Below are 24,112 nucleotides of genomic sequence, written 5' to 3' on the forward strand. Positions count from 1 at the left end.
GCTCTATTACCATAACAAAAACAGTTTGTAGTGCGTCGGGAGTGTCCTCCGCATGAAAGCTGACTGAAGTCCGCACTACGAACCAATCTGATTGTGCTTAATTACTCGGACACCATATGAACCCCAGATGCCAGTTCAAAACTTTAATCCGCCACCACCAAGCACCAGTAAAGTCGATTAACGCTCGATCAAAATTGCTTTCGGTTTCTGAGAATCCAGGAGAGAAGTGGAAAGCAGAATTACCAGATCTCCTGTTTCATTTTGACCGTGATGCACCATACCCCCTGCCTCAACTAAAGAATCTCCCACCGTCAGACGAGTAGTTTGGCCCGCGTCTAGGGTTTCTTCTTTACCATTGGCGCGTTTAATTTTCGCGATTCCCTGGACAACAGTATAGGTGAGTGTCCCCAATTCAACTTTGAAAATTTGCATCCCTGGATGAACGTGAGGCAGCAGTTTTGCCATACCAGGAATGGTATAACGTACTAATTCTAAAATTCTACCTTCTGCCTCACTAGGATAACCACTCGCGAAGACTTCCCGTTTCACGGTTTGACTATAGGTATTGATAGGTGGTGGTGTTTGCTGACTTCTGACAATTGCAACTGTTCCCAAGCTAATCATCACCATCAAAAAAAAAACAGGCATAGTTTTTTCATGATTTTATTTGTTGGAATATCTGGTTTTCCGTCCCTAGTTGAGATTTTATCTTTGACGCTCCTTGCCGCGTGAAGGTACGAGGAGTATGAACACTATTGAGAATGTTTGTTGGGTTATAAAACAATACGGTTTACTTAACACTATTTATGCCCGGAGATCACCCTAAATCCCCCGCATCGTTGCGGGGACTTTAAGAGCTTCTTGTCCCCCCCGCATCTCCCGGGGGGTTAGGGGGGATCTGTCTTAAGTGAACCGTATTGGGTTATAAAATTACTGGTATCACGCTCGGAACCCTTCTATTAAATGCGTGGGACTTTGTAATTTACCAGGCAACTCAGATTCTTATGCTCTGCCTTGTTTGGCTCCCATGTCGGCAAAGCCTCCCGGCGCTAGCAGGTTTGTGTTGGAAACAGCACATAATAAGATTTTGACAAATTGTTGTTACGGTTATTAACGGTTATTAACTGTATAAAAAATATCTATCTTAAGGCATAGATTGCCAGACACGGTGCCGTGCCGTGTCCCTACAGGTAAAAACCTCTAATTTATTGTTATTATTTTTTTATTATTATGAGATTTTGTTTCAAATTGGTATGAATAAATGACTGATGAATCATGATTCATTGATGTCAACAAAAACGATTTCGCCCTCAATCTTTACGGGATAAGACTCTAGGGAATCACTCGGTGCATTCAAACATTTACCAGTATCTAACTTGAATTGAAATTTATGAAAGGGACAGGTAATAATGCCATTACTTACTTTCCCCATATCGATCGGATATTCTAAATGAGTGCAAGCATTGCGGTAACAAGTGACATTCGCACCTTGGCGATTCAAAATTAGTGAAATTCCTTCAACTTTTACCTTCAAAATATCCCGTTCGGGAATCTGATTTAGCGCTGTTACGTCTACCCACATATGATTTTTTGGTTTAAATAAATTATGACAGACTGATTTGCGGATTTAGCATCAGGATAAGTTCCAGGTTGCAAATGTAGCTCAGCTATGAGATAATATATCAAAAATTTATATTTATGAAATCCAAAATCTTGACCGGACTCCTGACAGGGCTAGTTGTTTCTTATAGCACGAGTGCGCTGTTTTGTCAACCCAGCCGTGCGGGCAATAATAGCTTTTTCTGCGGCACTCTCAATAGACAGCCTGTCACCTTGGTTCGCACCCCACGGGGCAGTGTACCCCTTGTCCGCTGGACTTCTAACAACTATTTTCCGCCGCCGTGGACTGCTCAAAAACGCTGCGAAGAGGTAGGTCGAAGATTTCAGCGAAACTACGATAACGGTACTCTCAAATATATTAACACTGGGACTCTGAACGGAGAACCGGTGGTGTGTGCTGCTGTTAACAAAGACGATAGTTGTACGAATAGGACTTTGCTATTCACTCTCAAGCGGGGGAGTGATGCTGACGCTACTTTGAAAAAATTGATGGATCGTCGCGGGTTGGCTTCTGGATATGTACTATCTGAAACTGGGCCTGGTTCTGTTGATATGGAGAGATATTTGGAAGAGACACCTGTTGAGGAAAATGTTTCTCCTATTTCTCCATAGTCGATTCGTTTCATTATGGGCGATCGATTCCCCTAGCGCGTGTTTTCAAACCCGGAGATCCCCCCTAGCCCCCCTTAACAAGGGGGGGACAAGAGAGCATTCAAAGTCCCCCTTCTTAAGGGGGATTTAGGGGGATCAAGCCTTCGATACAAACCATAGAAACCCAAGAAAACTCAAAGTCCCCCCTTCTTAAGAGGGATTTAGGGGGATCAAGCCTTCGATACAAACCATAGAAACCCAAGAAAACTCAAAGTCTCCCTTAAGAAGGGGGATTTAGGGGGATCGAGCCTTCGATAAAAACGAGATTTCCGAAGGTACAAATTAAATTAAGCTCAACTCATCTCTTCTATTAACAGCTAAAATCAATGAACTTCTATAACAAAATTCCCATCGCCTTAATCGGTACAGTTGCAACTATTGTCATCGCCCAACCAACCGCAGTTTTCGCAATATCTGCTGATGAAGTAGGCAAAATAGCTAAATCAATCACAGTCCTGATTGACAGTAAAAATCCCGGTTCTGGAATCATCATCAAACGGAATGGCAACACTTACACGGTGCTCACAGCCCGTCACGTTTTCAAAGATGCTCAAGCTAAATATGAGATTGTCACCCCTGATGACAAACGCTATTTGCTCAATTACAGCAGTGTCAAAAAACTGCCAAATATTGACTTAGCAGTTGTCGAGTTTACCAGCACTCAAACTTACAGCGTGGCGAAGATTGGCAACTCGGATTTGGCGACGGAAGGGAAAGCAGCTTATGTGGCAGGTTTTCCGAAGACTTCAGCGGCGATTAACACTTCAATTTACAATTTCACGGATGGGCGGATTACTGCTAATGCTTCTAAACCAATAAATGATGATGGTTATGCCTTAGTTTATAGTAACAATACACTGCCGGGAATGAGCGGGGGGCCGGTGTTGAATGAGAGTGGAGAGGTGGTGGGAATTCACGGGAGGGCGGATACGAGGGCGGCGGAATCTAGCAGTATTAATCAGAATATTCAAATTGCTAAGACTGGTTTTAATCTGGGGATTCCGATTAATACGAGTTTGAGATTGTTGGCTTCATCTCAAGTGGATTTAGGGGTGAAGGTTCCGAGTGCGCCAGTGGCGACTGGGCCGAAAGCTGATGATTTCTATATTCAGGGTAGGGAAAAATTAAATAAAGGAGATTATCAGAGGGCTATACAAGATTTCAACCAAGCAATTCAGCTTAATCCTAGTTATGGCGATGCCTACAACGAGCGCGGCGTTGCTCGTTCAAGGTTAGGAGACAAGCAGGGCGGGATACAAGATTACAACCAGGCCCTGAAAATCAACCCCAATGATGCCTATGCCTACAACAACCGGGGTGTTGCCCGTTCAGACTTAGGAGACAAGCAGGGTGCGATACAAGATTACAACCAGGCTCTAAAAATTAACCCTAACAATGCTGAACTCTACAGCAACCGGGGTCTTGCCCGCAACGACTTAGGAGACAATCAGGGAGCGCTCGCTGATTTAAACCAAGCCCTGAAAATTAACCCCAACTATGCCACAGCCTACAACAACCGGGGTCTTGTCCGCCATGACTTAGGAGACAAGCAGGGAGCGATACAAGATTACAACCAAGCTTTGCGAATTAATCCTAACCATGCCAAAGCTTACAACAATCGGGGTTTTGCGCGCTATAAATTAGGAGACAAGAAGGGAGCGATACAAGACTACAACCAGGCCCTGAAAATTGACTCCAACGATTCCTATTTCTACTACAACAGGGGCCAAGCCCGCTCAGATTTAGGAGAAAAGCAGGGAGCGATACAAGATTACAACCAGGCTCTGAAAATTAACCCCAACTTAGCCCAAGCATACAACAACCGGGGTGCTCTCCGCTCAGAATTGGGAGAAAAGCAGGGAGCGATACAAGATTACAACCAGGCCCTGAAAATTAACCCCAACTATGCCACTCCCTACTACAACCGAGGTTTTACCCGCTATCAATTAGGAGACAAGCAGGGTGCAATAAAAGATTTCAAAAAAGCCGCAGACTTATTTCAGCAAAAAGGAGATAGAGATAATTACCAAAATGCACTAAATAGAATTAGAGAACTTCAAGGGAGGTAATCGACTTGGCAAACATCTCAAATTCCAATTCTTCTCTCACCTTCACCTTACCCGCCAGCGGCCGCTATACCGTAGTTGTTAATGCTAATAAAAAAGGCGAAAGAGGTCGGTACAATTTAACAGTTCGCTAGTAGGGAAACGGCATTGCCGTGTCCGGCGTGGGGAGAAAGAAACCGGGTTTTTACCGAATATATGGGCTGCAACGAAAGTATTTGCGTAAAAACCCGGTTTCTCAACCCCCATGCGTCAGTCCTAACCAAAGAAACCGGGTTTTTATTTAATCTGTCGGCGGTCACGAATGTTTTTCGTAAAAAACCCGGTTTCTGAACTCCAGCAAGTGCTATTATACTGATAATTTGTCATCCTCCAAATTCAAATTCATGGCAAAATTACCAGACCAAACTATCACCACTATTTTCAGATTGCAACAACGGTTAGTCGCACTTCTCGACACAGCAACAGCAGCAGAATATTCCCTCTTACAGCAATTTGGCGAAACCCAGGAAACAATGCCTGAGTTAGAAGCAATTGATAATGTCAAGGAACGCTTGAGAATTCCCTACAACCGTTTGCACAGAATCTTGCAACAGGTGGCAGAATCTCAACCAGCAGCAACAACCGATGTGCTAGACTTTCTGTATAGGACGATAGACCAAGGAGAGGCGATCGCCGATGCCTCAGAAGCCAGTATTCAAGAAATTAAAAGGAGTTGGAATCTGCCATGACTCAACAACCAAGAATACCCGATTTAGAAACTAGACAGCAAAATGTTGCTAGAATGCGAGAATCTTGTCGCCTGCTTGATGCTTGGACGCTAAAGTTAGATGAAGTCCTCGCAATGTTAGAAGCTGATAATCGCCGTCAGCGACAGGAACGTTTAGATGGCAAATATCGCCGAGTGCAAGAAAAAGTAGCCGAATCCTAAATAATTGCCCAAAATTTTTGACTAAAATATCTGTTCCTCATTTGATGGCAAAATAAGGATTAATTATCATTATCTAATTTCAAGGGAGGAATTTGATCGGCAGTTAAAGTAATTACTTTGCCATCTTGCCAAATGCTAATTGATTCCCCTAACTTGCGGTGTTTTTCTATCGCTTTAGCAATTAAACCCGGAGATCCCCCCTAACCCCCCTTAAAAAGGGGGGGACAAGACGGTTCAAAGTCCCCCTTTTTAAGGGGGATTTAGGGGGATCTTATTTGATTGATACTGTCACCATAATCTGACAACTGCCTCAATAAATTTATTTCGTGCTTTGAACTTCGAGCGACTTAATCATTTTCTCAACAACAGGCAAAAACTGCTCGTACTTCCCCGCTTTTGCCTCGTAGGTTATCAAATAAGCCTTGTCATTTTTCATTGTCCAAACATTCAATTTTTTAAACTCTTCATTCCCTTCTTTTGTTGTATAAACAACTCTATACCCGTTTTTACCAGCTAGAGTAGATTCACCCTCTTGAGCTATCTTAGCATTTTTATCTAAATTCAAGATTTCTTGTTTAGATAACTTCGTATATTCATCAAGGGTTTTATTATTCGTCGTAGGTTCAACTGTCACAATCAGCCGTTCCTGAAAGTTATCAGCATCGTTTTCTTTAGGTGAAATAAATTGAACCACATCTTTGGTAACGGCGTTAGACTCTTCTTGTTTAGTCCAATTATCGGGATATTTGATTTTAATACCTTGGGCTGTATTGTCATAACTTGCCAAATTGTCCGCAGCCTCCAATCCCAGCATTTTTCTAATTTCTGGTGTAAACAATGCTGCTACACCAAATATAGCAGCCAAACCAACCCCAAGCAAACCAATTATATGATCTCGCGTCCAGTTACTCATTAATGTCAATAAGTTAGGAGATGATACTACAGTAGAAGATGGTGGAATTCTCCTCAAATTGTTGAAAGCTTGCAACACCTCTGCGGCTGACTGGTAGCGATCGCGAAAATGATATCGCACCATTTTGTTTAAAATATTAGCAAAGCCGTCGCTAACTTGAGTGCGATCGCGCCAAACAATTTCACCGTTAGCATCCTTTGGCAACTCGTGAGGAAGTATGCCCGTCAGCCATTCAATCCCAGTCATTCCCACAGCATAAATATCGCTGCCAAAGTTAGGATGTCCGTTATTTTGTTCCGCTGGCGTATAACCATTTGTGCCGATGCCAATAGTCGGCGGAATTTGCCCTGTAGTGTTAACTATTTGAGTGCTAATTCGTTTGACAGCCCCAAAGTCAATTAAGAATATTTTGCCGTCAGAATTGCGCCTCATTAAATTAGGAGGTTTAATATCCCGGTGGATGACTTTGTGCTGCTGAACAAACACCAATATTTCTACGATTTCCTGCAAAATAGCCATAACTTGCAACTCACTAAGCCGCTGGCCGGGAGTAATTTCTTTGCTTAAATCTCTCCCCTCAATCAACTCTTGAACTAAATAAAATTCCTGATTTTCCTCAAAATGATCCAAAAGTTCGGGAATCTGAGGATGAGTTCCTAGATTGTGGAGGGTGTCTGTTTCTGTTGTAAATAAACGTCTAGCTATCTCTAGAGTTTGCGGATCTGTAAACTGCGGCTTGAGTTGCTTGACGACACACCGAGGATTTCCCGATCGCCTTTTATCTTCAGCCAAGTAAGTTTGACCAAAGCCACCGCCTCCCAAGTGGTTGATGATGTGATAGCGTCCTGCGAGTGTTTGTCCTTGCATGAGAGTTATGTTGGGTAGCAGTAGTGTGCGGGCTGAACTATTGATAGTTTAGTTTAATTTGGGAAACCTGTCATGTTTAACGGCTAGCTTCAGACGATCTCAATTTTGTCAGGTATTAGGGATGAATCTGACTCAAAATCACCCGCAACCTGTCATAATCATCCTTCAACAAAACACTTAAATTCCTGCCCGCTTCCACCAACCAAGATCGATCGCGCATTCGCAACTGATAAATCTCCCGAATCGTCGCCGCCGTCAGCGCATCCACAGGCGCATTCGTCACTCCCAGCAGCGTCCTCAAAAAATCCAACTGCACCGTAAAATCAATCACCTCATCCGGTTCGCAGCGATAAACCGCCTGGTGAATTTGCGGCGGGCGCGGCGGCAAATACTGATAAATTGTACCCCTCGATGGGCCGTGGCCGTTCAACCTTTCCGGTGGCTTCTCAAACCCCACAAGCGCCACTCGAAACTCGGTTTTGAGCATCGCAAAAATCTGCGGTTGTTCTTCCCGCAACTCTTCCAGCGACAAACCCAAGGCGCGGGCTCTGTGCACGGAGTCGATCGGGCTAGTGGTAGCATGGTAAACCACGCCGTAGATTTGATTTTTTGACTCTTCATCTTGGGCCTTCACCCAACTCCCAAAAGGTGGCATCACCGGAAAACTCAAGTCATCCGGTTCCAAGCATTGAGCCAAAAACTCTGTAGTTGCCGTCTCGATGACTTCAGCAATGCGATCGGGATGCCGCTCTTTTGTTCCAAATTGGGGTAAAGGTAAACGCATATTAGTCAGTTGACAGTTGACAGTTGACAGTTGGCAGTTGGCAGTTGGCAGTTGGCAGTTGGCGGTTAGCAGTTGGTTATTTATTATTTGTTATTTGTGAGTGGGTACTAATAACCAATAACCAATAACTAATAACAAATAACAACTGACTAATGACCGCTGACTAATTACTATTTCGCGCGGCCAGCCGTAGCATCCACAATATCCAATTGCGATAAGCGGAACGTGATCAGCTTGTCCCAATTGCCACCTTCAAACAATACCGCGACTTTCCCGTCGGTAACTCGCTGCACAAGTCCTTGAAAGCCGTAGTAAATCTCGCCCTTATCTTTAACTCGAACTGCCGAACCTGGAAAAATCATAATTCTTTGAATGTTAAGTTTGCTCTTTATAGCTTACCGTTTCTCGTTTCTAGTTCCCAAGCAGAGCTCGGGAATTAGGCAAACCTTCGCCAACAGGAGACAAAGCTGGGAAACGAAAGTTTGTGAGACTTCTCCCAAAAACTGTTGTGGGGCAGGCCGGAGAGCCTGCCCTTGACGAAATTTTGGATGAGATGTCTATTAGGCTAGGGCTGCTACAGAAACTTTACCAGCAATGCGACCCGCGATCGCCCGCAACTCCCTCGCCGAAGCAGAACCCGGTTGTCCCACCACAATCGGCACACCCGAATCGCCACCTTCCCGCAGCGGAATTTCCAGCGGAATGCGGCCTAACAGCGGCACTCCCAACTCTGCCGCCGTCCTTTCGCCGCCGCCGGAACCGAAAATATCGTATTGCTTGTCAGGCATATCCGGCGGCACAAAATAACTCATATTTTCCACAATTCCCAACACCGACACTCCCAACTGTTGGAACATCTTCAACCCCTTGCGGGAGTCCAACAAAGCCACCGTCTGCGGCGTCGTCACAATCACCACACCAGCCATCGGCACCGCTTGGGCCATTGTCAACTGCGCGTCTCCAGTACCCGGAGGCATATCGACAATCAGATAATCTAAATCGCCCCAATTCACCTGGTAGAGGAACTGTCGGATGATTCCGTTCAACATCGGGCCGCGCCAAATTACAGGCTGGTCTTTCTCAATTAAAAACGCCATCGACACTAATTTGACGCCGTAGTTGAATGCGGGTTCGAGGCTTTCTCCGCTTTTTCCATCCCTAACCATTACTTTCGCGTCCCCCAAACCCAACATATTTGGGTCGTTGGGCCCATAGATATCGGCATCCAGCAAACCCACCTTTGCGCCGGTTTGCGCCAGGGCTACTGCCACATTCACCGCCACCGTGCTTTTGCCGACGCCCCCTTTGCCGCTGGAAATTGCGATAATATTTTTAACGCCTTCTATGCCTTGGCGATCGACCACTCCCTTCTGCTGGGGAGTCTCGGCTGTCACCTCCACAGCCACTTTTTCGACTCCTGGCAACTGTTTGACCGCTTTTTGGCAATCTTCGACAATAAATTCTCGCAGCGGGCAAGCAGGCGTTGTCAGCACTAAAGTAAAACTGACGACTCCGCCGTCAATTTTGATGTTACGAATCATGTTCAATTCCACCAAACTTTTTTGCAGTTCGGGGTCTTGCACAGGTCGCAGGATTTCTAAGACTGAACTAATATCGAGTGTACTGGGCATTGTGTTCTCCACCATAGCTCTGCAATTGTGTCAGTGAATGTTCGATCGCAAGTTTAAGTATATTTTTATTGCTATTTTTTAATGTAACTTCATAGCGATCATTTGCAGACCTGCGGTGGCATAATTACATGGCGACTGGATTTGGCAATCATCACCATCTAAGATTCAAATCTGACAACAGAAAATTTTATGACAGTTTCTACAACACTTAAAACCACGACTTCTCCGTTTTTGCCGCCCGCTGACTCTAGAGCTAGAGTCAGCCAATTTATGAAAAGCCTACAAGACGAAATTTGTCAAGCCCTCGAACAGGTCGATGGCGGCGGCAAATTTAAAGAGGACTCTTGGGAACGCTCCGAAGGCGGGGGCGGACGTTCTCGCGTTATGCGCGAAGGCAATGTGTTTGAACAAGGCGGAGTTAATTTTTCCCAAGTTTGGGGCGAAAGTTTGCCTGCTTTGATTCTGACCAAGCACCCAGAAGCTGCCGGTCACGATTTCTACGCCACTGGTACTTCGATGGTGCTGCACCCCCGCAATCCCTACTTGCCTACGGTTCACCTGAATTACCGTTATTTTGAAGCGGGCCCGATTTGGTGGTTTGGTGGTGGTGTCGATTTGACTCCTTATTACCTGTTGGATGAGGATGCAGCTCATTTTCACAAAACTCTGAAATCAGCTTGCGACAAACACCACTCGGACTATTACCAGACATTTAAACTCTGGTGCGACGAATATTTTTACCTGCCCCACCGCCAAGAAACTCGCGGTATCGGCGGCCTGTTTTTTGACTACCAAAACGCTCAAGGCCCGCTTTACCGCGACCAAAATGTCAAAGGGAAAGCTGCTGAGTACAGCAAAAATGTCGGAAACCCGGAGCCTAGAAGCTGGGAGTCGCTGTTCGCCTTCATACAGGACTGCGGCCGCGCATTTTTGCCGGCTTACACCCCAATTGTTGAAAAACATCGATCGAAAGCATACGGCGAGCGCGAGCGCGATTTCCAACTTTACCGCCGCGGCCGTTACGTTGAATTTAACTTAGTGTACGATCGGGGCACGACCTTTGGCTTACAGACCAACGGACGCACCGAATCGATTCTGATGTCCCTGCCACCTCTGGTACGCTGGGAGTATTGTTTCGAGCCAGAACCCAACTCTCCAGAAGCCGAACTCTACTCAAAGTTCTTAAAACCGCAAGATTGGGCGAATTGGATGCCTCAGCAGTCACCGACGTGAGTTAAACTACTGAGAAAGTCCTTAGCTAGCAATTAAGTAGACAGAATGGTAAACTTTTACACAAACACTCATAGTGTGCCATGTTCAAACCCTGCGCGATTTGCGAAAAAGCTTGGACTTTCAGTATCAAGTCACTACTTACTTATGCAAAAACCACGCAACTATAAGTAGAAGATTTAAATGTTGATCGGATGCCAAAAAATCACAAACTAGCGCAGGCAATAGCTGACTGTGGATTCTCTGAATTCAAGCGTCACCTAGAATATAAGGCGAAAAAGTTTGGTTGTGAAATAATCATTGCTGACCGCTGGTTTCCGCCCTTGCAAAACAATAGTCAAGCTGTGGGCATATCCAAGATATGCCACTGAAAGAAAGAACCTTCAACTGCGAAAGTTGTGGTAATTCGATGGACAGAGACTTGAAGGCAGCGATTAATTTATCACGCTTGGCTAAAGCGCGAAAGCTTACTGAGGGATAACCGCTCCCATGCTCCCTGTGAAGTAAGAAGCAAATGTCTAGACTTGTCTAGTATTTGTATAGCAGAAAGTAACCACCGCGATAAATAGTAATAAATTTGAGGGAAGGGTCAGTGATTCATATTGATCAAAAAACCCACACGCTATCTGACGGTACAACAGTTATCGTCTTAGCACCGACAGGACGGTTGGACATCACGACAGCTTGGCAATTCCGCCTCAAGTTGCAAGAGTGTATTTCCAAACTCAGCCGTCATGTCGTCGTGAATCTTGGTCAGGTAAACTTTATCGATAGTTCTGGCCTGACCTCGTTGGTAGCCGGTATGCGCGATGCGGATAAAGTTAAGGGCAGTTTCCGCATTTGCAATGTTCATCCAGAAGCCAAACTGGTGTTTGAAGTGACCATGATGGATTCTGTCTTTGAAATATTTGAAACAGAAGAAGAAGCTCTAGAGGGGGTGCCGCGCGCAAGTTAAGAAAACCGGGCGGTTGAAACCGCTTCTACACAAACAAAACCTGCCTCCGCAGGTTGAAGAAGACCGGGCGATTGAAATCGCGTCTACACAAACTTGCACGTGTCTGGTGCAGGTTAAAGACCGGGCGGTGAAAATTACGCGATCTTCTTCTTTAGTCCGCGGAGGCGGACTTTGTTTCTGTAGACGCGGTTTCAACCGCCGTCCGATCCGATCCCAAGCGTATTGGCAAATATTTCAGAAGCAAAATCCTGACGCTTGACAAATCTAAAAGGGCCCATTAAAGCTCCCCAGATAGCCTTACCTGTCGTGGGGTTTATTCCTTTGTCGTAGCTGAGAAATTCCTCGTCTGCGGCTTCAAATCCCAAGTCTACTTGGTAAGTTTGCCCATCGTAGGTAAAGCAGCAACGAGTTCCCTCCGGCAGAGATGCCCGAAATCGATAGCGGTTTGAGCCTAAATTTTGCACCGCAACCGAGAGGGTGCAGCCGGGAAGAAGTTCGACTTGCTCGCCCTTGAGTTTTGCCAGTAAGTCGGGGTTGCGACCGGCTCCTTTGACGGCTGCGATATCCTTGAACATATAATACTGAGCTTCTATAAGTTCCGGCGCTGTCTTCACGTGCCTCAGTTGCACGATGCGGGGACGGTAGGGCTTGTCTAATTCTAGAATATTGGCTTGTTCGGCAAACAGGGCAATGCTGGGTTCGTCCAAGAGAGGCACGGGCAGGGGTCTTTGCCAAAAACGCAGGTGGACGTACCACGCCGGATCTGCTAGCGCTTGTTCTTGGTTGTCAAATTCGCCCGCCATGTATTGGGCTAAAGCTCTTAATTCAGGAGAAATTGTCATGTTCGTTCGATTTTTGAGGATTGGGCTTGACAATAAAATTTGATTGTGGTAAGGGTTGCCCGAAGAGGGCCGGGCAAGTCAGAAGATGGGATTTATCAGCGATCCCAGAAGAGCTATGATTGTAAAGATACTTGGCTTTTGCCATCGTATTGCGACAGATTAATTGTTGCTGCCGATCGCCCGCAAAATCTTCCAGGGTAAAATTTTGCCTCGCAGTCTCGGCTGCACAGTTAAAAAAAACTGGCAAATTTTGCCAGGGAGATCGCCAATCGACTCTCCCGACTTTACTCATGCCGCGCTGGTCCACCTGTGGCGGCACAATTATTTATCTATAAAACTCAGGTGAACAAGAACCGTACTGTTTCAGATACTAAGCGAAGTTTCTATACGATTCACACTCGACCGATTAACTCAATTTACCGTCGAGTGGTGGAAGAGTTGATGGTAGAAATGCACTTGCTTTCGGCGAATGTAGATTTTCAATACGACCCGATTTATGCTTTGGGCGTGGTGACAGCTTTCGATCGATTCATGCTCGGGTACGCCCCAGAAGCAGACAGACTTTCGATTTTTAACGCTTTGTGCAAAGCCCTAGAAGACGATCCCGATCGCTACAAGCAAGACGCTCACAGATTGGAAAGCTTGGCCGATCGCCTTGGAGGGTCTGAGTTGCTCTCGTGGCTCGATCGCTCCACCAGCTTTGAAGATACAGGAGATTTGCAAGCGTCCTTAGGGGCGATCGCCAGCAACGCTCAATTTAAGTACAGTCGCTTATTTGCGATCGGTTTGTTCTCGCTGTTAGAAAAAGCTGACCCCGAAATGGTAAAAAACCAAGAAACTCGCAACGAGGCGATCGGCAAAATCAGTGCAGCTTTGCATTTACCTGAAGACAAAGTTAGCAAAGATTTAGATTTGTACCGCAGCAATTTGGAAAAAATGGCCCAAGCGCGAATAGTGCTTCAAGATGTCATCCAAGCTGAACGGAAAAAACGTGAAAAACGAGAAACAAAAGTTACTGCCGGCCCCTCCGCAGACTCTTCTGAGAGCAATAATTAATTGTTTGAAGTCATTAGTCATTAGTCATTAGTCAGAAGGAAAAGGGAATTGTTTGTTTTAGGTGGCAAACAAACAATTCCTTTAATTTTTTTTTCAATTGTGACGGATGTCTTGTGACCAAAAAGAATTGGTTTAAAGCCGGAATCCCGATCGGGAGAAATTAAAATCAGACGATTCATTACTCCAATCCCACATCCCCCTTCCTTCTGCTGTCAACTGTCAACTGTCAACTGTCAACTGTCAACTGTCAACTGTTTCTGGCTCAAAAACTAAAAATCCCGCTTTTTGAATTGAGCGGGATCGACTTAACCAAAATAGAGCTGTTGGACGTGGTACTACGGCTGCGGCTCAAAATTAACGGCGTTAGCTTGCAGCCAATTGCTGAGATTTGACAGAACTTCGGTTCCAGAAGACGGCTTACCCAAAGCTGTGGGGTTTACGGGTTCAGGTCTGACCAAGTTGCGGTCGATCGCTGCGTTGACTTCTTTGGAAATCAAATCGTGAAGCTGCTCTTTAGCCCTAGCCCTTTGAAAGTGAGCTCCCTCTTCCGTCGTAGCGTACAGAGGGGGCAGCCTATTTAAAGCATAAGCCGCAATATCTCCCACATCCAGACTCTGCTCGCTGCTCGCCGCCTCAATTTCTGCCACCCTGGCGATCGCCTCGCTAAGCACCAACTCTTCCATCACATTGATGAACTGTTTGCGTGGCAGAACCACCACTTCTCCGGTCAACAAAGCTCCCATCAGGCGATCGAGAGCCATGTACTCTTCGATCGACAATTCAGAAGCCGTATTGCAGATTCGTCCCACCTCAGCTTCCATAGACGGCGTTAAATAGCCGTCTTGCAAAGCCTGTTCAACAATTTTTTCAATACTCATATATGCTTCCCGCTCAACGGCATCATTAATACAGTTTTGTTTTGTAAAGACGCAATTGCTGGCGTCTTGAGATTCGAGTTTTGAGGCTTGAGTTGAGAATTTTTGTACAAATCATAACCCAATAGTGATAACCCAGAACAGTTATCTACACACCCCAGCCACAAACTTACCCCATAATTGACTTTTAAATTCGTCAAAATCGGTAAAAAGTCCTACTCAACTCCCTGAAGCCGCCAAGGTACCGGATCGACAGACTGCCCGTGCACGTAAAGTCCCCAGTGCAGGTGAGGGCCTGTCGAAGCCCCCGTTGACCCCAAAGCACCAATTACTTGACCCGCTTTCACGAAATCGCCTTCCTTGACATCAATCCGGCTGAGGTGCATCAAAATACTTGCTACCCCTTGACCGTGGTCGATACCAACTACATTACCGTGGATTTTGAACCCTTGGGATTCGCGTCCCACGAGAGACACGCGACCGGCAGCCGGTGCAACTACAGGGGAACCGTAAGCGCCCGCGTAATCGACGCCGCGGTGGTAGTAGTCCTTAGCAAATACCCCATTATAGTACCGACGCACGCCGTAAATAGTGGTAATTTCGCCGGAGTTGGGGCGCAACAATTTGCCATCCCAAAATTTTTCGGGTGTCACCAGTGCTTTAAACGCGTCCACGCGATCGAATTCGGCATCGGTACCTTCGGAGTCTTTCCCAGGTGGCAGCCAGATGGATTGAGTGGGAAAATCTCGATCGCGCACTTGCACATTCAACTTCTGCACTTGTCCGTCACCGGAGACTTGAACAACGCGCGCACCGGGTTTCTCCAGTGGTGTCGTCGGTAGCAGGGCCCGAAAGCGATTATTGCCGATCGGAAAAGCAGGGTAATTTTTCTGCTGTAAAGACACTTTTGGAGTTTCCCCGCCGTTACCGTCAACCTGAATAATTACCGACAGCGTATCACCCAGTTCGGGATTTGGCGGCGTCACCTGCACCTGCAAAGCTTGCACCGGCGATACCAGACTGAGAATGCTGGCAACAATTGGGCCAGTCAAAATCGCCCTGTTTATGTTTGCCTTCAATAGCCTACACTCCCAAATAGCACTCGCAACTATTTTGGCACTTTGTCCCCAGTTAGCTCGATTCGCAGTTGCTGTCATTACCGATATCCTTAACCTTTGTCTAGCTAATGTTACACAAAGTAGCTAAATTTAGCACGCTTTGACTCAAAAAGGTAAAGGACTATTAAGACTTACGCAAAGTACGCGAATGTAGCGTGAGTTAGCGGAGCGTAACGCACTATTTGTCTTATTTGTAGCGTTGGTAAGTTTTGAATATTTGACATAGCTATTAAGTAAATGCCACAGTGGTTAATCATACAGAGGTCAAAATGCCATGCCAAATGAGCAAAATCAACCTGGAGAATATGATGCCGTCCTTGGCGGTCAAAATTCAACTCCTGTCGATGCGGCGGTACTGGGAGGAATTACAGGCGTTAAAAGCCGCTTAGCCTCACCCGCTGTCGAAGTCAGAATCGCTGCACTATCTGAGGCGCTCCAATATGGAGAAGCTGGCTTAGACTTGCTTCTTCAAGGACTGAATGATAAATCGCTACAAGTAAAATTTGCGGTTTACAATTTGCTAAAAGATCGAGATGAATCAAAGATAAAATGGCAATTAAATAATTTTTTTTATACCTTTAATTTTGATGTCATCACGGTAGACCACTACAGCGGCAACGAAAATAGTCGTTGTGTTAAGTCGGCTCAAGTTTTTAATGAAGACTTAGGTGACAAACTTGCACTTCAGATGGTTTATATTCCTGGTGGCAAATTCGAGATGGGTGCGTCACATCTTGGAAGTGAGCAAAAGCCGTCGCATCAAGTAACGATTCAACCTGTCTTTATGGCGGAATATACAGTTAATCAAGCACAGTGGGAAAGGGTAATGAAAAGTAATCCCTCTCATTTTAAAGGAGCTAAACGACCTGTCGAACAAGTATCATGGGATGAAGCTATCGAATTTTGCGATCGGCTTACTCAAAAAACAGGCAATAGTTATCGTTTACCTTCAGAAGCAGAATGGGAATATGCTTGTCGCGCTGGAACGAACACAGACTTCTATTTTGGTTCGACAATTACAACGGATTTGGTTAATACTAGCTTTGATGTGCCTTATACGTCAAGTTTTCCTGCTTTCGAGGGTCTAGATACTGACTATGCTTTTATACATCGCAGTAATCAAACAACTAATAATGGGAAATTTTATCCGAATAGTTTTGGACTCTACGATATGCACGGAAATGTTTGGGAATGGTGCAGTGATTGCTACCACTCTAACTATAACGGGGCCCCCTCTGACGGAAGTTCCTGGGAAATAGGTGGATCGGAGAATCAACGGATGTTGCGTGGAGGCTCTTGGGATAGTGATAGCTCCAAGTGCTCTAGTTTGTATCGTTACTCTCTCTCGCGCGACAGCCGGAGGAATGACATTGGTTTTCGCGTTGTTATTGACCTTGTGTGAATGATTCCACACAATAGTACGGTGCGTCGCCTTCTAAAATATGCAAATTCCAGCGAAAATGTCACAGCGACGCACCATCCAATAGTAGGGTGCGGATTCTTCTAAAATATGCAAATTCGATCGACAATCTCACAGCGACGCACCATGGAAAATAAAGTGCGATCGAACTAATTAAACCCTGTGGTGCGTCGCTTTTAGATTTTTCGATTTTTTACCGAGATTCTGGATTGCGACGCACCCTACACCTCAAAATCCCCCCCTGCTGACGTATTGCGGTAAATCGATCGCAAGTTAAGCTCGATCGCACATCTCACAGATCCGCACCCTACAATTAGCTGGCTTGCGCCTTCGGAAGAAACATTTTTTCAACAATATTTTTCCGCAGATAAACTGTCAATGGTTTTTCGATGAAAGAGTAGAATATGCAGCCGACAACTACAGCAAACAATGCCACCATAGCCGGAGCAAAGAAACCGTCGAAATATTTTCCTAAATTTGCCTTTTGCACAATTTTTGTAGTTGCTGATATCACCGGGCTGTGGAGCAGAAATATTGAATATGAGGCATCGCCCAGGAAAATTAAAAGATAAGGAAGTCTCGGAGAATCCTTAAGGTCGATCGAAGTTGCAGCAACGATTAATATAGCTGCCAGCACTGCAAAAGTCTTGATCCGATCGAACTCAATGTTGCCCCAAGCCACAAACAGTCCTAAAATAACATATCCTAAATTTGCTATCCCAAATAATATCCATCTGTAATTAGTAATCTTATTGTTATATTTAAGCACGATATACGCAGCCAAGCCACCCAAAACAAATTCTAGATTCATATTGCCAAATACTAGATTCAGCAAGAAAAAAGCATCGGGAAATGTTACTACTTTAGAAAAATGTAGAAATGTGACAAATAGCCAAGCCGACAGCAGAGGCACAGACTGTTTAGGTTTTAGCCAGATAGCTATGCTGAACAATACATAAAAATAAATTTCGTAAACTAAAGTCCAACCTACATCCAGAATTGGCTTGCCATATTGAGGAATCAAGAGCAGCGACAGAATTATCTTGTCCAAACTTAAGTCTTGAGCATTAGCAAAACCTGGAATCAGTAGAAAGAAAAACACAACTGTCAGAGTAATTATCCAGTAGATTGGGTAAATTCGCACGCAGCGCTTGACTAAAAATGATTTTAACTGGTCTTTTTTACCGATCGCCGATCGGTGAACGTAGACCATGATAAAACCGCTCAATACAAAAAAGTAATCAACACCACTCCACCCAGCCTGAAATAAATTAAAAAAAGTAACTTGATTTAATCTTTCCGTGCTCATCTGGTTGACGTGAAACATTACCACCAATAAAGCCCCAATCCCTCGATAAACTTGCAAGAGATTAAGCTTTTTGTGAGGATTTGAACTCTTTGTCATTAGAAAATACCTTGTTCAAGAGTGGCAGTTGGGCTTGCTACTCAACTATAGTCAACGCCCCCCAACATAGTCAACACATTAAACACTATAATATAACTTTACACTTTTTTCATAAAGTTGTGCAAGAAGACTTCCGACTGATTGTTGACTTAGTTCTAGTTCTCGCTGCTGCCGCAGCAGGAGGACTCTTTGCATCGTTGTTGCGACAGCCGGTAATTCTCGGATACCTCCTGGGAGGGATCGTAGTTGGGCCGGCCGGTTTGGGGCTGATTAAAGAATTAGTTCAGGTAGACACCCTGGCAGAATTTGGTGTGGCTTTTCTGTTGTTTGCTTTGGGAGTAGAGTTTTCATTCGCCGAACTAAATCGAGTTAAAGCAATTAGTCTGGGCGGGGGGGGCTTGCAAATTGTGCTGACGATCGCCATTACTACTGCAATTTCCTTGGGTGTAGGCTGGGTAGAATCCCCTGCCCAAGGGGTGTTTTTAGGGGCGATCCTGTCGCTTTCCTCGACGGCGGTTGTACTCAAATGCTTGATGGAACGCAATGAAGGCGGTACTTCCCACGGACAAGTCATGCTGGGAATCTTGGTAGTTCAAGATTTGGCTTTGGGGCTAATGCTGGCAGTTTTGCCGGCCCTCAATCAGCCCGCAGAGGCGATCGGCATGACAATAGTCTGGGCCCTGGTGCGGATCGGATTATTTGCTGCGGGTGCAGTAGTAGCGGGCATTTGGATCGTACCGCAGTTGCTGCGCTACCTCGCGAGAACAGAAAGCCGGGAACTGTTTTTGCTGGGAGTTGTGGTTTTGGCTTTAGGGATTGCGCTGCTGACAGAATATCTGGGTTTCTCGATCGAGATGGGCGCATTTGTGGCGGGTTTAATGATTTCGGAGGTGGAATATGCCGACCAAACTCTAACTTATGTCGAGCCTTTGCGAGATATTTTTGCATCCTTATTTTTTGTTACCATCGGAATGTTAATCGACCCGGTGTTTCTCTGGAACCATCTAGAGTTAATTTTGGGACTGGTATTTCTAGTATTTGTCGGCAAATTCTTGATTGTAACGCCGATCGTCCGATTATTTGGCTATCCCCTAAAAACAGCATTAATCGCAGGTTTGGGCTTAGCTCAAATCGGAGAATTTTCCTTTGTACTCGCTAGTTCTGGCCAAGCTATGGGACTGGTTTCGCGAAACGTTTACCTATTAATTTTAGGAACGACAGCAGTCACCTTGGTGCTGACGCCGTTTGTATTGAGAAGCGTGCCACAGTTATTCAAGTGGGCGGAAAATTTCGGGCCTTTGCAGCGCTATTTTGACCAAACATCTCAACCTGTCGAAATAGCTGAAACTTTGCCGGAACAAAATCATGTTGTGGTTTGTGGCTACGGGCGAGTTGGCAGAAATTTAGTCAAAGTGCTGCAAAGCCGCAACTGTTCAATTGTGGTAATCGACGAGTCGGAAAGCAGAATTCAAGAGTGCAGAGTGTCAGGAATTCCTTACATTTACGGGAATGCTGCCAGCTTGCACGTATTGGAAGCCGCCGGGGTAGAACGCGCCAAAGCAATGGCGATTACTCTTCCCGATCCGATGAGCACTCGCTTGTGTCTGAAGCGGGCTTTAGAATTAGTCCCGGATTTGGATATTGTGGTGCGCGCCAACAAAGATAAAGATATTGAACTGCTTTACCAACTGGGGGCTTGGGAAGTTGTGCAGCCGGAGTTTGAGGCTAGTTTAGAACTGTCTGCCCACTTGCTAGCTGGTATGGGTTTGTCAGCAATGGCTATTGGGCGAGATGTGCAGCAAATTCGCAGCAGCCGCTATCTGGAATTGCGGCCGGCGCGGGAACCTTTGGCGGTTTCCCGGGATTTGAAAGTGGCGGTTCGAGATCTCAACGGCGATTGGTACAACTTACCGGAGGGCTCTCCCATTGGTGGGATGACTCTGGAAGAAACTAACTTGCGGCAGTTGACAGGGGTCAGTGTGATGGCGATCGTCCGCGAAGATGGCGAGGAAATTGATTATCCTAACGGGAAGGCTGCTTTGCTGTCGGGCGATCGACTTTTGGTAGTGGGTGAACCGGAAGAACTGATTAGTTTTGAGTTGCTGGCGAAGGGCGAAGTTGCTGTCCCCGAGGGCGACAGTTCTTGTCAGTGGTTGAGGTTACCAGCCAACAGTCCTTGGGTTGGCCAAAAACTGTCAGAGGTAGATTTGCTCACTCAGTATGGGGTGCAGGTGCGGGCGATCCGCCGGGAAGGGAAGTTTACTCGCTGGCCGGATGGAACTACTGATTTGCAAGAGGGCGATCGTTTGCTGCTGTGCGGCGGCTTCTACGAGCTCGGCTTGATGCAGCGGACGGCCTCGCCTCCGCTGCCGCAACCAGCCTTAAAGCTGCCTTTTGTCACCGCCCAAGTTAGCGAAAAGCTATTTAGCGATTAGTCATGGGGCATGGGGCATGGGGCATGGGGCATCGGGCATCGGGCATCGGGCATCGGGCATCGGGCATGGGGCATTGGTGCTGTCCGCGCGATCGAACGTTATTAGTCAGACGGAAGACGGAAGACGGAAGACGGAAGACGGAAGCCCTGTAGGGGATGTAACGGATGTAATATCAAATCCGGTAGCATCGGAATAATATATTTCAATTATGTAGTGCGAGCGTCTCGCTCGCGATTGGTTCGCGAGCGAGACGCTCGCACTATATAACTCCGATGCACCCGGAAACGATATAACGGATGGAAGGAAGAGCGAACAGGAAAGATTTTCCCCCTCTCCCCCTCTCCCCCTCTTCTTCACGCGTTGGGTTTGAGATAAGCAATTGCCGATCGCGAGATCAGAATTTGTGTTTCTGAGGCATCGAGGAGGCAAATGCAGCTATGATCCTGCCAAAAAATTCTGCCGGCTAACAAGTCGCCAGTCATCAGTTTGATCTCTAACTGTTCTTTGTCTTTGATGTAGCTTTGTATTAAGCGAACGCTGGGCAATCCGGTCTCAAATTCAGACATACTGGGAAATGGGTAAATTGGTTATTAGTCATTAATCATTAGTCATTAGTCATCGGTCATTAGTGCTGTCCCCGATCGCGAACAGCATTAGTCATTTTTTTGCTATCAACTGTCAACTGCTTGCGGGTTCGCGTAGACGAAGGGTCAACTGCTTTACCCGATCGCCCTTCGGCTACGCGAGCGGATAAACGCAGTCGTTGGGTCAACTATTAACTGTCAACTGTCAACTGTCAACTGTCAACTGTCAACAGAGGTTTGTTTTTATGTCGATCGAGTTTGCGAAGTATCACGGACTGGGCAATGATTTTATTCTGATTGACAACCGCCACTCCTCAGAACCAGTTTTAACACCAGAACAAGCTGTGTCCATGTGCGATCGACATTTTGGGATCGGCGCAGACGGCGTGATTTTTGCTCTTCCGGGTCAAAACGGCACTGACTATACGATGCGGATTTTTAACTCCGACGGTTCGGAACCGGAAATGTGCGGCAACGGGATTCGCTGTTTGGCTAAGTTTATCGCCGATTTGGAAGCAGCGGAAATTCACCCCCCCCAGCCCCCCCTTGCTAAGGGGGGGAGTAAATCTAAGACTGAGTATCGCATCCACACTCTGGCGGGTGTGATTAGCCCCGAATTGCGATCGGACGGTCAGGTTAAGGTGGATATGGGACTTCCCCGGTTGCTGGCTGCGGAAATTCCGACAACTTTGGCTGCACCAGATGCCAAAGTGATAGATGTGCCGATCGAAGTTGCTGATAAATCTTGGTCTGTTACCTGTGTCAGCATGGGAAATCCTCACTGCATTACGTTTGTAGAAGATGTTTCGGCTGTGGCTTTGGAAACTCTCGGCCCTCAATTTGAACACCACCCAGCCTTCCCGCAGCGTATAAATACCGAATTTATTCAAGTGATACGACGGGACTACGTAAAAATGCGGGTGTGGGAAAGGGGCGCAGGTGTTACTCTAGCTTGTGGGACTGGTGCTTGTGCTGCTGTGGTGGCTGGGGTGTTGGTCGGAAAGTGCGATCGGACAACTGCTGTTGAACTCCCCGGTGGCGTTTTGGAAATCGAATGGGCAGAAGTTTCTGGGCGGATTTACATGACTGGGCCAGCACAGCGAGTATTTACTGGTTGTCAGTAGTCAGTTGACAGTTGTCAGTTGACAGTTGTCAGTTGACAGTTGACAGTTGACAGTTGACAGTTGACAGTTGACAGTTGACAGTTGACAGTTGACAGTTGACAGTTGACAGTTGTCTTTGTGGAATTAACAAACAAGAAAAATTCTTAAATTCCAAATTTTTCTTTAATTCTTTAATTATCAAGAATGCTCAATGACTAATGCCTTGCGCCTTGTGAAGTCATATCAAATCCGGTAGCATCGGAATAATATATTTGAATGATGGAGCGTGCGAGCGTCTCACTCGGGAACCAATCGTTCGCTATGGACGCTTGCACTACATAATTCCGATGCAACCGAAAACGATATCATAGGCTGAAGACTAATGACTAATGACAACTGTCAACTGTCAACTGTCAACTGTCAACTATCAACTGACTAAGCCTGAATTCTCAAATCTAAAATCTAAAATTAAGTAGGTGGATGTGCATGGCTGGAGGTATTTATCTGATTCAGGACGACGACAGGCTGGTAGAAATGATGGAACAGCCCTACGACTCGGAAGACCAGTTACAAGACTTGCTTGTAACTTATCCTAATCTGATTGCCGGAGATCAAATCGATCGGGCGACGGCGCGGAAGTGGCTGTTAATTTCACGGGAATCAGTGCCCACCGATGAGGAAACTGCCGTCCAATGGTCGCTGGATCATTTGTTTCTCGACCAAAATGCAGTTCCTACTTTGGTGGATGTCAGGCGCACTCCTAATGCTGCACTCCGGCAAAAAGTTTTAGGTCAGTCGATCGACTATGCTGCTAATGCGTTGGTTTACTGGCCAATAGATTCAATTATTGCTCTGTTTGAAGCCAATTGTCGCGATCGGGGTCGCGATCCCGAACAGATTTTTGAAGAGTTTCTCGGTGCGGATGCTAATGAAGACCTATTTTGGCAGAAAGTTAAAACTAATTTGCAAGCCGGTAAAATTCGCTTAGTATTTGTAGCAGACGAGATTTCCGCTGAAATGCGCCGAGTTGTGGAATTTCTCAACGAACAAATGGATCCGGTTGAAGTTTTGGCCCTGGAAATTAAGCAATATGTAAGTGAAGACGGTTTGAGAACCTTGGTTCCCAGAGTGATCGGTCAGACAGCCGAAGCACAGCATAAAAAATCCAACGCAATGCGCGAAAGAAGGCGCTGGGATGAATCGTCATTTTTTGCGGAAATCAAAGCCAGACAAGGCGCGGACGAGGCGCAAATGGCAAGAGCTATATACCTTTGGGCAAAAAGTCAAGAACCCGAAATTCAAATCCATTGGGGAACGGGGGACACCTACGGCGGTTTCGCCGCCGGGTTGCATCACAGAGGCAGAAAACCATATCAGTTATTCACTGTAGATATTGCTGGCAGAATGGAGATTTCTGCTGACAATTACGGTTCCCAACCGCCATTTAATGCAGAAAAAAATTGGCTGGAATTGAGAAATAAGCTAAGTTCGATCGGTCTTTCGCTACCTACAGAACCGGGCGAGAGAAGGTCGCCGAGTCTGGCTTTATCTACTTTGGAAGACGAATTTGCCCTCCAGCAAGTTATGGAAACGTTCAACTGGGCGATCGAGCAAATTAAAACGTTATAG

The 24,112-nt window shown here is 46.0% G+C and carries 27 protein-coding genes and 1 pseudogene; 14 read left to right on the forward strand and 14 right to left on the reverse strand.

Translation table 11 applies throughout. From position 1 onward, the window contains the following. Positions 1–177 precede the first annotated feature (177 nt). Together JGK16_RS19510 and JGK16_RS19515 are read right to left on the reverse strand one after the other, a co-directional pair. On the reverse strand, positions 178–648 hold the full coding sequence (locus JGK16_RS19510) for a cupin domain-containing protein (RefSeq protein WP_293185330.1): 471 nt from the start codon (positions 646–648) through the stop codon (positions 178–180). A 625-nt stretch (positions 649–1,273) separates the two neighbouring features. Further along, complete coding sequence (locus tag JGK16_RS19515; RefSeq protein WP_293185331.1) at positions 1,274–1,582, reverse strand: Rieske (2Fe-2S) protein; 309 nt, start codon at positions 1,580–1,582, stop codon at positions 1,274–1,276. Between the two features lie 116 nt (positions 1,583–1,698). On the opposite strand from JGK16_RS19515, the gene JGK16_RS19520 reads away from it, so the two are divergent. The 5 genes from JGK16_RS19520 to JGK16_RS19540 all read left to right on the forward strand — a co-directional run bounded on the left by JGK16_RS19520 (position 1,699) and on the right by JGK16_RS19540 (position 5,265). Then, complete coding sequence (locus JGK16_RS19520; RefSeq protein ID WP_293203347.1) at positions 1,699–2,232, forward strand: COP23 domain-containing protein; 534 nt, start codon at positions 1,699–1,701, stop codon at positions 2,230–2,232. Between the two features lie 365 nt (positions 2,233–2,597). Next, positions 2,598–4,340 carry a serine protease gene (locus JGK16_RS19525; RefSeq protein ID WP_293203349.1) on the forward strand — a complete coding sequence of 581 codons (1,743 nt, stop codon included), beginning with the start codon at positions 2,598–2,600 and terminating at the stop codon, positions 4,338–4,340. Between the two features lie 5 nt (positions 4,341–4,345). Beyond that, positions 4,346–4,471, forward strand: a complete 126-nt coding sequence (locus tag JGK16_RS19530) for a hypothetical protein (RefSeq protein WP_293185334.1) — start codon at positions 4,346–4,348, stop codon at positions 4,469–4,471. Positions 4,472–4,720: 249 nt separating this feature from the next. Then, positions 4,721–5,065 carry a hypothetical protein gene (locus tag JGK16_RS19535; protein ID WP_293185335.1) on the forward strand — a complete coding sequence of 115 codons (345 nt, stop codon included), beginning with the start codon at positions 4,721–4,723 and terminating at the stop codon, positions 5,063–5,065. After that, positions 5,062–5,265: a hypothetical protein gene (locus JGK16_RS19540; RefSeq protein WP_293185337.1), complete on the forward strand. Its 204-nt coding sequence runs from the start codon at positions 5,062–5,064 to the stop codon at positions 5,263–5,265. Before JGK16_RS19535 ends, JGK16_RS19540 begins: the two co-directional genes overlap by 4 nt. 319 nt (positions 5,266–5,584) lie before the next feature. Here the strand turns inward: JGK16_RS19540 and JGK16_RS19545 are convergent, their stop codons facing one another. The 4 genes from JGK16_RS19545 to JGK16_RS19560 form a co-directional block, all read right to left on the reverse strand. Then, positions 5,585–7,045 (reverse strand): serine/threonine-protein kinase, encoded by a 1,461-nt coding sequence (locus JGK16_RS19545; protein WP_293185339.1) that lies wholly within the window; start codon positions 7,043–7,045, stop codon positions 5,585–5,587. Positions 7,046–7,160: 115 nt separating this feature from the next. Further along, positions 7,161–7,829, reverse strand: a complete 669-nt coding sequence (locus JGK16_RS19550) for an HAS-barrel domain-containing protein (RefSeq protein ID WP_293203350.1) — start codon at positions 7,827–7,829, stop codon at positions 7,161–7,163. 170 nt (positions 7,830–7,999) lie between these two features. Beyond that, complete coding sequence (locus JGK16_RS19555) at positions 8,000–8,191, reverse strand: NAD(P)H dehydrogenase subunit NdhS (protein WP_293185343.1); 192 nt, start codon at positions 8,189–8,191, stop codon at positions 8,000–8,002. A 198-nt stretch (positions 8,192–8,389) separates the two neighbouring features. Then, entirely contained in the window at positions 8,390–9,460 is a 1,071-nt protein-coding gene (locus tag JGK16_RS19560) for an Mrp/NBP35 family ATP-binding protein (RefSeq protein ID WP_293145049.1), read from the reverse strand. 189 nt (positions 9,461–9,649) lie between these two features. Between JGK16_RS19560 and hemF the strand changes: the two genes are divergently transcribed. The 3 genes and pseudogenes from hemF (at position 9,650) to JGK16_RS19570 (ending at position 11,645) form a co-directional block, all read left to right on the forward strand. Continuing rightward, the gene (gene hemF / locus JGK16_RS19565) at positions 9,650–10,693 is read left to right on the forward strand and encodes an oxygen-dependent coproporphyrinogen oxidase (RefSeq protein ID WP_293185344.1); all 1,044 of its coding nucleotides are present in this window, start codon (positions 9,650–9,652) and stop codon (positions 10,691–10,693) included. Between the two features lie 346 nt (positions 10,694–11,039). Further along, positions 11,040–11,171, forward strand: a pseudogene (locus JGK16_RS32780) (zinc ribbon domain-containing protein); the annotation flags it as partial. Positions 11,172–11,282: 111 nt separating this feature from the next. Continuing rightward, positions 11,283–11,645 carry an STAS domain-containing protein gene (locus tag JGK16_RS19570; RefSeq protein ID WP_106149243.1) on the forward strand — a complete coding sequence of 121 codons (363 nt, stop codon included), beginning with the start codon at positions 11,283–11,285 and terminating at the stop codon, positions 11,643–11,645. 191 nt (positions 11,646–11,836) lie between these two features. On the opposite strand, the gene JGK16_RS19575 is transcribed toward JGK16_RS19570, so the two are convergent. Together JGK16_RS19575 and JGK16_RS19580 are read right to left on the reverse strand one after the other, a co-directional pair. Further along, positions 11,837–12,487 (reverse strand): chromophore lyase CpcT/CpeT, encoded by a 651-nt coding sequence (locus JGK16_RS19575; protein WP_293191937.1) that lies wholly within the window; start codon positions 12,485–12,487, stop codon positions 11,837–11,839. Then, positions 12,471–12,806 (reverse strand): hypothetical protein, encoded by a 336-nt coding sequence (locus JGK16_RS19580; protein WP_293191939.1) that lies wholly within the window; start codon positions 12,804–12,806, stop codon positions 12,471–12,473. Before JGK16_RS19580 ends, JGK16_RS19575 begins: the two co-directional genes overlap by 17 nt. Before the next feature lie 23 nt (positions 12,807–12,829). Here JGK16_RS19580 and psb29 point away from each other — a divergent pair, with 23 nt between their 5' ends. Further along, entirely contained in the window at positions 12,830–13,543 is a 714-nt protein-coding gene (gene psb29 / locus JGK16_RS19585; RefSeq protein ID WP_293185349.1) for a photosystem II biogenesis protein Psp29, read from the forward strand. A gap of 20 nt (positions 13,544–13,563) precedes the next feature. On the opposite strand, the gene JGK16_RS19590 is transcribed toward psb29, so the two are convergent. The 3 genes from JGK16_RS19590 to JGK16_RS19600 all read right to left on the reverse strand — a co-directional run bounded on the left by JGK16_RS19590 (position 13,564) and on the right by JGK16_RS19600 (position 15,575). Further along, complete coding sequence (locus JGK16_RS19590) at positions 13,564–13,722, reverse strand: hypothetical protein (RefSeq protein ID WP_293196268.1); 159 nt, start codon at positions 13,720–13,722, stop codon at positions 13,564–13,566. 156 nt (positions 13,723–13,878) lie between these two features. Then, a complete protein-coding gene (locus JGK16_RS19595) occupies positions 13,879–14,421 on the reverse strand; it encodes a late competence development ComFB family protein (protein WP_293185350.1) in 543 nt (180 codons plus the stop codon). Positions 14,422–14,633: 212 nt separating this feature from the next. Then, on the reverse strand, positions 14,634–15,575 hold the full coding sequence (locus JGK16_RS19600; protein WP_293191942.1) for a M23 family metallopeptidase: 942 nt from the start codon (positions 15,573–15,575) through the stop codon (positions 14,634–14,636). A 235-nt stretch (positions 15,576–15,810) separates the two neighbouring features. On the opposite strand from JGK16_RS19600, the gene JGK16_RS19605 reads away from it, so the two are divergent. Then, on the forward strand, positions 15,811–16,938 hold the full coding sequence (locus JGK16_RS19605) for a formylglycine-generating enzyme family protein (protein ID WP_293191945.1): 1,128 nt from the start codon (positions 15,811–15,813) through the stop codon (positions 16,936–16,938). Between the two features lie 331 nt (positions 16,939–17,269). On the opposite strand, the gene JGK16_RS19610 is transcribed toward JGK16_RS19605, so the two are convergent. Beyond that, positions 17,270–18,361, reverse strand: coding sequence for an acyltransferase (locus JGK16_RS19610; protein ID WP_293183659.1), 1,092 nt, complete (start codon positions 18,359–18,361; stop codon positions 17,270–17,272). Positions 18,362–18,480: 119 nt separating this feature from the next. On the opposite strand from JGK16_RS19610, the gene JGK16_RS19615 reads away from it, so the two are divergent. Then, entirely contained in the window at positions 18,481–20,796 is a 2,316-nt protein-coding gene (locus JGK16_RS19615) for a cation:proton antiporter (protein WP_293183661.1), read from the forward strand. A gap of 16 nt (positions 20,797–20,812) precedes the next feature. Continuing rightward, on the forward strand, positions 20,813–20,992 hold the full coding sequence (locus JGK16_RS19620) for a hypothetical protein (RefSeq protein WP_293191947.1): 180 nt from the start codon (positions 20,813–20,815) through the stop codon (positions 20,990–20,992). 157 nt (positions 20,993–21,149) lie between these two features. Here JGK16_RS19620 and JGK16_RS19625 read toward each other — a convergent pair whose 3' ends face one another. After that, complete coding sequence (locus JGK16_RS19625) at positions 21,150–21,362, reverse strand: RNA-binding protein hfq (protein ID WP_293183666.1); 213 nt, start codon at positions 21,360–21,362, stop codon at positions 21,150–21,152. Between the two features lie 59 nt (positions 21,363–21,421). After that, entirely contained in the window at positions 21,422–21,568 is a 147-nt protein-coding gene (locus tag JGK16_RS19630; protein ID WP_293183669.1) for a hypothetical protein, read from the reverse strand. Positions 21,569–21,625: 57 nt separating this feature from the next. Between JGK16_RS19630 and dapF the strand changes: the two genes are divergently transcribed. Together dapF and JGK16_RS19640 are read left to right on the forward strand one after the other, a co-directional pair. Then, positions 21,626–22,504 (forward strand): diaminopimelate epimerase, encoded by an 879-nt coding sequence (gene dapF / locus JGK16_RS19635; protein ID WP_293191949.1) that lies wholly within the window; start codon positions 21,626–21,628, stop codon positions 22,502–22,504. Between the two features lie 465 nt (positions 22,505–22,969). Then, positions 22,970–24,112, forward strand: a complete 1,143-nt coding sequence (locus JGK16_RS19640; protein WP_293183674.1) for a hypothetical protein — start codon at positions 22,970–22,972, stop codon at positions 24,110–24,112.

The sequence above is a fragment of the Microcoleus sp. PH2017_09_SFU_O_A genome (assembly GCF_020738625.1).
Classification (GTDB): domain Bacteria; phylum Cyanobacteriota; class Cyanobacteriia; order Cyanobacteriales; family Microcoleaceae; genus Microcoleus.